At 64.6% G+C, this 11,181-nt stretch carries 9 protein-coding genes, 1 tRNA gene and 2 pseudogenes; all 12 read right to left on the bottom strand.

What is annotated here, in order from left to right; translation table 11 throughout:
- Window positions 1–1,184 (bottom strand): annotated as a pseudogene (locus tag QZ753_RS06505) (DNA-directed RNA polymerase subunit beta'); the annotation flags it as partial.
- A gap of 135 nt (window positions 1,185–1,319) precedes the next feature.
- Window positions 1,320–5,450, bottom strand: coding sequence for a DNA-directed RNA polymerase subunit beta (gene rpoB, locus QZ753_RS06500; protein WP_294642049.1), 4,131 nt, complete (start codon window positions 5,448–5,450; stop codon window positions 1,320–1,322).
- Window positions 5,451–5,736: 286 nt separating this feature from the next.
- On the bottom strand, window positions 5,737–6,114 hold the full coding sequence (gene rplL, locus QZ753_RS06495) for a 50S ribosomal protein L7/L12 (RefSeq protein ID WP_294642047.1): 378 nt from the start codon (window positions 6,112–6,114) through the stop codon (window positions 5,737–5,739).
- Between the two features lie 51 nt (window positions 6,115–6,165).
- On the bottom strand, window positions 6,166–6,684 hold the full coding sequence (gene rplJ, locus QZ753_RS06490; protein WP_090966814.1) for a 50S ribosomal protein L10: 519 nt from the start codon (window positions 6,682–6,684) through the stop codon (window positions 6,166–6,168).
- A gap of 368 nt (window positions 6,685–7,052) precedes the next feature.
- Window positions 7,053–7,754 carry a 50S ribosomal protein L1 gene (gene rplA / locus QZ753_RS06485; protein WP_090966812.1) on the bottom strand — a complete coding sequence of 234 codons (702 nt, stop codon included), beginning with the start codon at window positions 7,752–7,754 and terminating at the stop codon, window positions 7,053–7,055.
- Window positions 7,755–7,759: 5 nt separating this feature from the next.
- Window positions 7,760–8,188, bottom strand: coding sequence for a 50S ribosomal protein L11 (rplK, locus tag QZ753_RS06480; protein ID WP_055889343.1), 429 nt, complete (start codon window positions 8,186–8,188; stop codon window positions 7,760–7,762).
- Between the two features lie 146 nt (window positions 8,189–8,334).
- Entirely contained in the window at window positions 8,335–8,865 is a 531-nt protein-coding gene (gene nusG / locus QZ753_RS06475) for a transcription termination/antitermination protein NusG (protein ID WP_055889342.1), read from the bottom strand.
- Between the two features lie 24 nt (window positions 8,866–8,889).
- On the bottom strand, window positions 8,890–9,090 hold the full coding sequence (gene secE / locus QZ753_RS06470; protein WP_055889340.1) for a preprotein translocase subunit SecE: 201 nt from the start codon (window positions 9,088–9,090) through the stop codon (window positions 8,890–8,892).
- Window positions 9,091–9,223: 133 nt separating this feature from the next.
- A tRNA-Trp gene (locus QZ753_RS06465) sits at window positions 9,224–9,299 on the bottom strand.
- 50 nt (window positions 9,300–9,349) lie between these two features.
- Window positions 9,350–10,207: a 3-deoxy-manno-octulosonate cytidylyltransferase gene (locus QZ753_RS06460; RefSeq protein ID WP_294642038.1), complete on the bottom strand. Its 858-nt coding sequence runs from the start codon at window positions 10,205–10,207 to the stop codon at window positions 9,350–9,352.
- 4 nt (window positions 10,208–10,211) lie between these two features.
- Complete coding sequence (locus QZ753_RS06455) at window positions 10,212–10,910, bottom strand: glycosyltransferase (protein WP_294642036.1); 699 nt, start codon at window positions 10,908–10,910, stop codon at window positions 10,212–10,214.
- A gap of 144 nt (window positions 10,911–11,054) precedes the next feature.
- A pseudogene (tuf, locus tag QZ753_RS06450) lies at window positions 11,055–11,181 on the bottom strand (elongation factor Tu); the annotation flags it as partial.

Here is an 11,181-nt window from a genome sequence, read left to right as displayed (position 1 = left end):
TTGGCCGAGAAACCCTTGGCGTCGAGGCGCGCGTAGATGAACGGCTTGAACAGCTCCAAAGCCATCTTCTTCGGCAGGCCGCACTGGTGCAGCTTCAGCTCCGGGCCGACCACGATGACCGAGCGGCCGGAATAGTCGACGCGCTTGCCGAGCAGGTTCTGGCGGAACCGGCCCTGCTTGCCCTTCAGCATGTCGGAGAGCGACTTCAGCGGGCGCTTGTTGACGCCCGTGATGACGCGGCCGCGCCGCCCGTTGTCGAACAGCGCGTCGACCGCCTCCTGCAGCATCCGCTTCTCGTTGCGGATGATGATGTCCGGCGCGCGCAGCTCGATCAGCCGCTTGAGGCGGTTGTTGCGGTTGATGACGCGGCGGTAGAGGTCGTTGAGGTCCGAGGTCGCGAAGCGGCCGCCGTCGAGCGGCACGAGCGGGCGCAGGTCCGGCGGGATCACCGGCACGACCGTCAGGATCATCCATTCCGGCCGGTTGCCCGACATCTGGAACGCCTCGATGATCTTGAGGCGCTTCAGCAGCTTCTTGGGCTTCAGCTCGGAGGTGGTGGTGGCGATCTCCTCGCGCAGGTCGGCCGCGATCTTGTCGAGGTCGAGCTCCTGCAGGATGCGCCGGATCGCCTCCGCGCCGATCATGGCGGTGAAGCTGTCCTCGCCGTACTCCTCCTGCGCGCGCAGGTACTCCTCCTCCGAGAGGAGCTGACGCTCCTTCAGGGGGGTGAGGCCCGGCTCGATGGTGACGTAGGACTCGAAGTACAGGATGCGCTCGAGGTCCTTGAGCGCCATGTCGAGAAGCAGGCCGATGCGGCTCGGCAGCGACTTCAGGAACCAGATGTGGGCGACAGGCGCGGCGAGCTCGATGTGACCCATGCGGTCGCGGCGCACGCGCGCGAGGGTGACCTCGACGCCGCACTTCTCGCAGATCACGCCCTTGTACTTCATGCGCTTGTACTTGCCGCACAAGCACTCGTAGTCCTTGATCGGCCCGAAGATCCGGGCGCAGAACAAGCCGTCGCGCTCGGGCTTGAACGTGCGGTAGTTGATGGTCTCGGGCTTCTTGATCTCGCCGTAGGACCAGGACAGGATCTTCTCAGGCGACGAGATCGAGATCTTGATCTGGTCGAAGCTCTGAGGCTGAGCCTGCTGGTTGAAAAGATTCATGACCTCTTGGTTCATGATCTGCTCCTTGGCTGACGGGGCGCCGCGAAGGGCCGAGCCGGGGCCGCCGTCTGAGGGAAACGGGTTTCGGCGGCCGGGGCCCTCGTGAAGAGGACCCCGCCGCCGTCTTTAGTCGGTCGTGTCGGGGCAGGCCTACTCGGCCGCCTCCGGGGGCGCCTCGAGCTGGTCGTTCGCCGCGCGCTTGGAGGACAGCAGCTCGACGTTGAGGCCGAGCGACCGCATCTCCTTCACCAGCACGTTGAAGCTCTCGGGGATGCCCGCCTCGAAGGTGTCGTCGCCGCGCACGATGGCCTCGTAGACCTTCGTGCGGCCGGCGACGTCGTCGGACTTCACCGTCAGCATCTCCTGCAGCGTGTAGGCGGCGCCGTAGGCCTCGAGGGCCCACACCTCCATCTCGCCGAAGCGCTGGCCGCCGAACTGCGCCTTGCCGCCCAGCGGCTGCTGAGTGACGAGCGAGTAGGGGCCGATCGAGCGGGCGTGGATCTTGTCGTCCACGAGGTGGTGGAGCTTCAGCATGTAGATGTAGCCCATGGTGACCTTGCGGTCGAAGGGCTCGCCGGTGCGACCGTCATAGAGGGTCGACTGCGCCGAGCGGTCGAGCCCGGCCATCTCCAACATCTGCTCGATGTCGGCTTCCTTGGCGCCGCTGAACACGGGCGTCGCCATCGGCACGCCGCGGCGGAGGTTATTGCCGACCTCGGCGTACTCCTCGTCCGTCAGGCCCTCGAGCTCGTGGGGGGAGTAGATCGCCTTCATCTCCTCCTTCAGCGGCGCGATGTCCTGCGTCTTCAGATAGGCATCGACCGCCTTGGACACCTTGCGACCCAAGCCCGCAGCCGCCCAACCGAGGTGCGTCTCCAGGATCTGACCGACGTTCATGCGCGAGGGCACGCCGAGCGGGTTCAGAACGATGTCGACATGCGTGCCGTCCGCATTGAACGGCATGTCCTCGACCGGCACGATGCGCGAGACGACGCCCTTGTTGCCGTGACGGCCGGCCATCTTGTCGCCCGGCTGGATCTTGCGCTTGACGGCGACGAAGACCTTCACCTGCTTCATGACGCCCGGAGGCAGCTCGTCGCCGCGCTGGACCTTCTCGACTTTGTCCATGAAGCGCGCTTCGAGCAGCTTCTTGCTATCGTCGTAGACCTGACGCAGCGCTTCCAGTTCGCCCTGAAGACGCTCGTCCTCGACGGCGAACATCCACCACTGCGAACGCGAGTACTCGTTCATCACCTCGGCCGACAGCTCGCCGCCCTTGCGGAAGCCCTTCGGCCCAGCGATGGCGACCCTGCCTGACAGCATCTCGACGAGACGCCCGTAGACGTTGCGGTCGAGGATGGCCTGCTCGTCGTCACGATCCTTGGCGAGACGCTCAATCTCCTCGCGCTCGATCGCCATGGCGCGCTCGTCCTTCTCGACGCCGTGCCGGTTGAAGACGCGCACTTCCACGACCGTGCCGTAAGTGCCCGGAGGCATACGGTTCGAGGTGTCGCGAACATCCGAGGCCTTCTCGCCGAAGATGGCGCGCAGGAGCTTCTCCTCCGGCGTCATCGGCGACTCGCCCTTCGGCGTGATCTTGCCGACCAGGATGTTGCCCGGCTGCACTTCCGCGCCGATATAGACGATGCCCGCCTCGTCGAGGTTGCGCAGCGCTTCTTCCGAAACGTTCGGAATGTCGCGCGTGATCTCCTCAGGTCCAAGCTTAGTGTCGCGCGCCATGACCTCGAACTCCTCGATGTGGATCGAGGTGAAGACGTCGTCGGCGACGATGCGCTCGGAGAGGAGGATCGAGTCCTCGTAGTTGTAGCCGTTCCAGGGCATGAACGCGACGAGCACGTTCCGGCCGAGGGCCAGATCACCGAGATCGGTCGACGGGCCGTCCGCGATGATGTCGCCCTTGCGCACCCGGTCGCCCATCTTCACCAGCGGGCGCTGGTTGATGCAGGTCGACTGGTTGGAGCGCTGGAACTTCATCAGGCGGTAGATATCGACGCCCGAGCGACCGGACTCGAGGTCCTCGGTCGCGCGAATGACGATACGCGTCGCGTCCACCTGATCGACGATGCCGGTGCGGCGTGCGGCGATGGCCGCGCCCGAGTCACGGGCGACGATCGGCTCCATGCCCGTGCCGACGAACGGCGCCTCGGCGCGCACCAGCGGCACGGCCTGACGCTGCATGTTCGAACCCATGAGCGCGCGATTGGCGTCGTCGTTCTCGAGGAACGGAATCAGCGCCGCGGCGACCGACACGAGCTGCTTCGGCGACACGTCCATCAGGTCGACGTTCTCGCGCGGTGTCATGATGACATCGCCCGAGTGACGGCAGATGACGAGGTCTTCGGCGAAGCTGCCGTCTTCGGTGAGCACCGCATTCGCCTGCGCGACGTGGTGCTTCGCCTCTTCCATGGCGGAAAGATAGACGACGTCCTGCGTCACCTTTCCGTCGACGATGCGGCGGTAGGGGCTCTCGATGAAGCCGTACTTGTTGACGCGCGCAAAGGTCGCCAGCGAGTTGATCAGACCGATGTTCGGGCCTTCCGGCGTCTCGATCGGGCAGATACGGCCGTAGTGCGTCGGGTGCACGTCGCGCACCTCGAAGCCGGCGCGCTCGCGGGTCAGACCACCGGGGCCGAGCGCCGAGAGACGGCGCTTGTGCGTGATCTCGGAGAGCGGGTTGGTCTGGTCCATGAACTGCGAGAGCTGCGACGAGCCGAAGAACTCGCGCACGGCGGCGGCCGCCGGCTTCGCGTTGATCAGGTCCTGCGGCATGACCGTGTCGATCTCGACCGAGGACATGCGCTCCTTGATCGCGCGCTCCATGCGAAGGAGACCGACGCGGTACTGGTTCTCCATGAGCTCGCCGACCGAGCGCACCCGGCGATTGCCGAGATTATCGATGTCGTCGATCTCGCCCTTACCGTCGCGCAGGTCGACCAGCGTCTTGACGACCGCGAGGATGTCCTCCTTGCGCAGCACGCGCACGGTGTCCTCGGCGTTGACGTCGAGACGCATGTTCATCTTCACGCGGCCGACGGCCGAGAGGTCGTAGCGCTCCGCATCGAAGAACAGCGACTGGAACATCGCTTCCGCGGTTTCCATCGTCGGCGGCTCGCCGGGGCGCATGACGCGGTAGATGTCGAACAGCGCGTCCTGGCGGTTCTCGTTCTTGTCGGCCGCCAGCGTGTTGCGGATGTAGGCGCCGACCGTCACGTGGTCGATGTCGAGGACCTGGATCTCCTCGTGACCCGCGTCGAGAAGGACCTTGAGCGTCTTCTCGTCGATCTCGTCGCCGGCCTCGAGATAGATCTCGCCCGTCTGGTAGTTGACGATGTCCTCCGCGAGGTAGTTCCCGTAAAGGTCCTCCTCGGTGGCGCGGAGGGCGACGACGCCCTTCTCCTTGATCTGACGCGCCTGGCGGGCGGTGATCTTCTTGCCGGCCTCGACCAGAACCTCGCCGCTATCGGCGTCGACGAGATCCGTCAGCGCCTTCTGGCCGCGCACGCGCTCGACCGAGAACGGCACGCGCCAGCCGTTCTTGTCCTTCTGGAACTGGATGACGTTGTAGAACGTCGACAGGATCTCCTCGCCGTCCATGCCGAGCGCCATGAGCAGGCTCGAGACGGGGATCTTGCGGCGACGGTCGATGCGCGCGAACACGATGTCCTTGGCGTCGAACTCGATGTCGAGCCAGGAACCGCGATACGGGATCACGCGCGCGGCGAACAGGAGCTTGCCCGACGAGTGCGATTTACCCTTGTCGTGGTCGAAGAACACACCCGGCGACCGGTGCATCTGCGACACGATCACGCGCTCGGTACCGTTCACGATGAACGTGCCGTTCGATGTCATGAGCGGCATGTCGCCCATGTAGACGTCCTGCTCCTTGATGTCCTTGATGGACTTCGAGCCGGTGTCCTCGTCGACATCGAACACGATGAGGCGCAGCGTCACCTTGAGCGGCGCGGCGAAGGTCAGGTCGCGCTGACGGCACTCGTCAACGTCGAACTTCGGCTGCTCGAACTCGTACTTGACGAATTCCAGCATCGAGTTGCCGGCGAAATCGGAAATCGGGAACACGGAGCGGAAGACGGACTGCAGGCCCTCGTCGGGACGCCCGCCTTCCGGCTCGTCGACCATCAGGAACTGATCGTAGGAGGCCTTCTGAACCTCGATGAGGTTCGGCATTTCGGCGACTTCGGGGATCGACCCGAAGAACTTGCGCACCCGCCTGCGACCGCTAAACGTCGTCGTCTGAGACATCGTCGCTCCTTGCTCTCGTCATCGCCCCTGACCGAAGGGCTCGAATCTCGTGCCCTCCCGTCGGAGAGCCGATCGCCCATCCCTTGCGGGACGGGCCGGGCCGTCAGCGCCGCCGGAGCGGCCCGCCCGCGTCATCCGAACCCACCGCGGCGGAGAGTTCGGAGCACGTGGACGTCGGATCGATCGGGGCCGTCATGGCCATCGCTTCGATCCGAGCACGGAAGGCGGAACGGCAAACATGCCGTCCCGCCCGCCAGTTTCAGCCGTAAGACGCCAGATGGCGGTCTTACTTGACGTCGACCTTCGCGCCAGCCTTCTCGAGCTGGTCCTTGATCTTGGCGGCCTCGTCCTTCGACGCGCCTTCCTTGACCGGCTTCGGAGCGCCGTCGACGAGGTCCTTGGCTTCCTTGAGGCCGAGACCCGTGATCGCACGGACTTCCTTGATGACGTTGATCTTGTTCGCGCCGGCTTCGGCGAGGATCACGTCGAACTCGGTCTTCTCCTCGACCTCGGCGGCCGGGGCGCCAGCGCCGCCAGCGGCAGCAACGGCGACCGGAGCGGCGGCGGAGACGCCCCACTTCTCTTCGAGCATCTTCGAGAGCTCGGCGGCCTCGAGGACGGTCAGGGCCGACAGGTCTTCAACGATCTTGGCGAGATCAGCCATGGTAGTCTTCCTTTACGGTTCGAATGTTCTGAATTAGCTGAGGAACGAGCCTCACGCCGCTTCGTCCTTCTTGGCATACGCCGCGAAAACGCGCGCGAGCTGAGCCGCGGGCGCTGCAACGACGCCTGCGATGCGGGTCGCCGGGGTCTGAATCATACCCAGCAGCTTGCCACGCAGTTCGTCGAGCGACGGAAGGGCGGCCAAAGCCTTCACCCCTTCCGCATCGAGAGCGGTGGTGCCCATCGCACCGCCGAGGATCACGAGCTTGTCGTTACCCTTGGCGAAGTCGTTGGCCACCTTCGGCGCCGCGATCGGATCCGTGGAATAGGCGATCAGGGTTTGACCCTGAAACAATCCCTGGATCTTCTCGGCGTCCGTGCCTTGAAGAGCGATTTGGGCGAGGCGGTTCTTCGCGACTTTGACGGTGCCACCCTGCGCGCGCATCTTCGACCGGAGGTCGTTCATCTGCGCGACGGTGAGACCGGCGTAACGAGCCACCACGATCGCGCCCGAGCCCTTGAAGGTCTCGTTCAGCTCCGTGACGAACTCGCGCTTTTCCGCTCTGTCCACTGCCACTCTCCAGTTGGAGCACACCCTTTCGGCTGCACTCCGGTTGCCGTTTGCCGCCCGGCGAACCGGACGACGCTCGAGGATCCTGTCCCCTTGGCTTCTGGGATCCGCAACGGAACCGGCAGTCGCAGCAAGGCATTCAGAGGTTCGAACCGAAGGTATCGGCCAGGCCGACGAATTCGGATCTTTCCCCGTCTCATGCGGGCTTGGCGATTAAGATGGAACGGTTGGAGAACCGCCCCGTCGCCCGCAATCTCGGACAGGAAGGCGAGGGTTAGGAGGCCCCCGCCCCTTTCCGCGCGACCGAGGCCGAGAGGAAACTTTCAAAGGAAGCCGCCGAAATAGGTCGGCAGCTTCCCGAATTCAAACTACTCGGCCGCGCGGACGGTGGCCGGGTCAATCTTGATGCCCGGACCCATGGTCGAGGACACCGCTACGCGCTGGACGTAGTTGCCCTTAGCGCCCGTGGGCTTCGCCTTCTGCACGGCATCCGCGAAGGCGCGGATGTTCTCGAGCAGCGCCTCGGCGCCGAAGCTCGCCTTGCCGATACCGGCATGGACGATACCGGCCTTCTCGACGCGGAACTCGACGGCGCCGCCCTTCGAAGCCTTGACGGCTGCGGCGACGTCCGGCGTCACGGTGCCGACGCGCGGGTTCGGCATCAGGCCGCGCGGGCCGAGCACCTTACCCAGGCGTCCGACGAGGCCCATCATGTCCGGGGTCGCAATGGCGCGGTCGAAGTCGATCTGGCCGCCCTGGACCTTCTCGACGAGATCCTCGGCGCCAACGATGTCGGCACCGGCAGCCTTGGCCTCTTCGGCCTTGTCGCCTCGCGCGAACACCGCGACACGGACCGTGCGGCCCGTGCCGTTCGGCAGGTTGACGACACCGCGGACCATCTGGTCGGCGTGGCGCGGATCGACGCCGAGGTTCATCGCGACCTCGATCGTCTCGTCGAACTTCGCCGACGCACGATCCTTCAGGAGCGAGACGGCCTCCGACAGGTCGTAGAGCTTCTCGCGATCGATGCCCTCGCGGGCCTTCGTGATGCGCTTGCCAATCTTCGCCATGGTCTTCAGCCCACCACTTCCAGGCCCATGGAACGGGCGGAGCCCATCACCATCGCCATCGCCGCATCGACGTCGTTCGCGTTCAGGTCCTTCATCTTCTTCTCGGCGATCTCGCGCACCTGCGCGGTCGTCACCGAGCCGGCCTTGACCTTGCCCGGCTCCTTCGAGCCGCTGGTCAGGCCCGCCGCCTTCTTGAGGAAGAAGCTCACGGGAGCCGTCTTCATCTGGAAGGTGAACGACTTGTCGACGTAGTAGGTGATCACAACCGGAACGGGCGATCCCTTTTCCATCTCCTGGGTCTGCGCGTTGAACGCCTTGCAGAACTCCATGATGTTGATGCCGCGCTGACCCAGCGCAGGACCGATCGGCGGCGACGGGGTCGCCGAGCCGGCCTTGACCTGCAGCTTGAGCTGGCCCGCTACTTTCTTAGCCATAAGCTTCTGCCTTCATTTTGGACCGGCGAACCGGCCGTTCGGCCGCCGGAGCGACCACGCAGGAGTGCGGTACGGTTTCGATGAGGCCGGCTTCAGCCCCACCCGCCTTCCGCACGAGGTTCGGGCGGCATCGCCACCCGGAACGGTCAGACCTTTTCGACCTGACCGAATTCGAGATCGACCGGCGTCGCGCGGCCGAAGATGGAGACCTCCACCTTAAGGCGTGCGCGCTCCTGATCGACTTCCTGGACCACGCCGTTGAACGAGGCGAACGGTCCGTCGGACACGCGGACCTGCTCGCCGACGTCGAACAGGACGGTCGCCTTCGGACGCTCGACGCCTTCCTGAACCTGGTTCAGGATGCGGTTGGCCTCCGATTCGGAGATCGGGACCGGGCGGTTGTCCGGCCCGAGAAAACCCGTCACCTTCGGCGTGTTCTTGATCAGCGAGAAGACCTGATCGGTCAGCTCGGCCTTCACCAGCACGTAGCCCGGAAAGAACTTGCGCTCCGAATCGACCTTCCGGCCGCGCCGAACCTCGACCACCTTCTCGGTCGGCACGAGGATCTTTTCGAACTTCTCGGTCAGCCCCTTCTGGCGGGCCTGCTCTTCGATCGACTCAGCGACTTTCTTCTCGAAGTTCGAATAGGCGTGGACGATGTACCAGCGAGCGGTCATGAAATTCCTGCTTCTGTCCAGCGATCAGCGGCCGGTGCCCATGATGTAGCCGATCGCATAGGCGATCAGCTGATCCGACACGAAGAGGAACGTGGCGGCGAAGGCGACCATGATGAAAACCATGACCGTCGAGATGAGCGTCTCGCGCCGGGTCGGCCAAGTCACCTTCGCGACCTCGGACCGAACCTGCTGGATGAACGTGAATGGGTTAGTCTTGGTGGCCATGTACCGCTCACGACTGCGGGCGCGCAAAAGCTGGATGACCAGCCCCACGCGCCACGTGTCTGTTAAGCTCTACATAACCGGAGCCCCCGTGATTCACAAGGGCCAGGGGTGGACAATTTGCGCATGAGATCCATGGCAGGGGCAGTAGGGCTCGAACCTACGACCTGCGGTTTTGGAGACCGCCGCTCTACCAACTGAGCTATACCCCTGTGTGCCGGAGCGGTTTTCGAATAATGCGGCCGAGCCGTTTTGGCAAGTGTTATCCCCGCCCCGCGGCGGCATCCTGTTCGGCAATCTTGGCCTTGCGTGTTTTTGGCTTCAACCGGCGCAGCCAGTCCGAAACGCGCCGCTGCGGCCGCGTCGTGCGAAGGAGATCGTCGATGGCGGCATTCGCACCGTCGAGGCGCTCCGCCAGGACCTCCGCGCCGACAAGCGCTACGTCCGCAGGCGAGATGCCTGGGAAGCGCTGCGTGATCGCACCGAACAGGTCGTCGGTCACAACACCTGCGGTCTCGATGCGCCCCGCGCGGACGAGAAGTCGCTGCACGATCTGCTCGAAGGTCCAGTCGTGGTCGGTGAAGAGCTTCCAGCGTTTGGAGCGTCGCGCGGTGAAGCCGGCAAGGACGATTCGGTTGCTCGAGCAATGTTCGGCCAAGAATAGCGCGAGGGCGAAGCCGCTGGTCGCCACCTGATCGGAAGGATAGAACCCGTCCATGCTGACGGCCGTGTCGAGTTGGCCGACGGCGATGCCGGCGCCGAACTCGGCCGGTGCGCTGAACCGCTCGTGCCGACCGGCGCGCAGGTTGCAAATGCCCCGGAACCGCTCGGAGCGGACCAGCCTCAGGACGTCCTCGACCTCGCGTCGATAGACGATGTTGGCGCCCGCCCGGCTGGAGCGCGCGACCAGAAGGCATTCGCCGTCGAACGGCGCGTCGAGCACCTTGTAGACCTTGTTGAAGAAGACGAAGAGCGCGCTCGCACCGTAGCGTGCGCGCAAGGCGGCGATGTCGACGGCATCGCTGTTGGCGACGAGGACGATCGTCGCGTACGCCCCGAAGAAGGCTGCCCAGCGCTCGTGCGCGCCGGATTCGTCCGCAAGCGGGAGGACGCCCGTCAATGCGTCAGTCCTTCGGCGCACGCTGCGTCACGTGCAGGACACGGTCGCGCATGGCGAACCACTCGTCCGCGTAGTCGTCGTTGCGATACTCGTCGAAATACGGACCGCCGTCGGTGAAGTGGACGTTCTTCGCGGCGGGATCGTGATCGTATTCGTTGACCAGCCAGTTCCAGGCGGTCGGTAGCTCGCCGATCTGGTGGTCTCCGTCGAGCCATTTGAACTGGTGAAGCTCCAGCCCGGTCGCCGTGTTGACGAACTCCGGCGAAAGAGCCCGGCACTTCGCGTTGTTGAAGAGCATGACGCTCGACCAGTTCTTCTTCTCATACTTGGTCTGCACCTGGCCGAGGAACTTGGTTTCGACCTTGGGCTGATAGTCGTGCTTCACGCACATCACCGAAGCGGCTTCGTCCTTCAGCGCCCACAGCTCGGCGATGTCGGCCCGCATCAGCATGTCACAGTCCATGAAGAGGCTCCATCCCTCGTAGTGCGAGAGATACGGAACCAGGAAGCGCGAGAAGGAGAACTCGGTCGACTGCAGCGCATTGCGCTCGCGCGTGAAGGTGCCCTCGAGGTGCGGCAGCACGATCGGGCAGAACATGACGGGCATCGAGGCGTGCTCGATGATGCTCTGCGCGAGCACGTGATAGGCCACGACCTCCTTGGAATCGAACCCGACGAAGACACGCGCGATTTCGGCAGCCATGGACACTTCCTCTTCCGTTCGCCGACGCTTCTAGAACCGCGTCCGCGCGGCCACAAGCAAGAACGCCTCCAATGTGGGGGGGGCGCCCGCCAAACGAAAACGGGCCCCGAAGGGCCCGCTCGCATTCCAACGTCTGTGTCGAACTTACTCGACGATCGAAGCGACGATACCGGCGCCGACGGTGCGGCCGCCCTCGCGGATAGCGAAGCGCAGCTTCTCTTCCATCGCGATCGGAACGATCAGCTTGACGTCCATCGTCACGTTGTCGCCC

This window comes from uncultured Aureimonas sp. (assembly GCF_913775355.1).
Classification (GTDB): Bacteria; Pseudomonadota; Alphaproteobacteria; order Rhizobiales; family Rhizobiaceae; genus Aureimonas.
The sequence above is the reverse complement of the archived record's forward strand: the minus strand, read 5'-3'. Positions and strand labels throughout refer to the sequence as shown.

Excerpts from the sequence above, each read along its gene's own strand:
- nusG (WP_055889342.1), bottom strand. The coding sequence starts at position 8,865 with ATGACCGCTCGCTGGTACATCGTCCACGCCTATTCGAACTTCGAGAAG.
- rpoB (WP_294642049.1), bottom strand. The coding sequence starts at position 5,450 with ATGTCTCAGACGACGACGTTTAGCGGTCGCAGGCGGGTGCGCAAGTTC.
- secE (WP_055889340.1), bottom strand. The coding sequence starts at position 9,090 with ATGGCCACCAAGACTAACCCATTCACGTTCATCCAGCAGGTTCGGTCC.
- rplA (WP_090966812.1), bottom strand. The coding sequence starts at position 7,754 with ATGGCGAAGATTGGCAAGCGCATCACGAAGGCCCGCGAGGGCATCGAT.
- rplK (WP_055889343.1), bottom strand. The coding sequence starts at position 8,188 with ATGGCTAAGAAAGTAGCGGGCCAGCTCAAGCTGCAGGTCAAGGCCGGC.
- QZ753_RS06455 (WP_294642036.1), bottom strand. The coding sequence starts at position 10,910 with ATGGCTGCCGAAATCGCGCGTGTCTTCGTCGGGTTCGATTCCAAGGAG.
- rplL (WP_294642047.1), bottom strand. The coding sequence starts at position 6,114 with ATGGCTGATCTCGCCAAGATCGTTGAAGACCTGTCGGCCCTGACCGTC.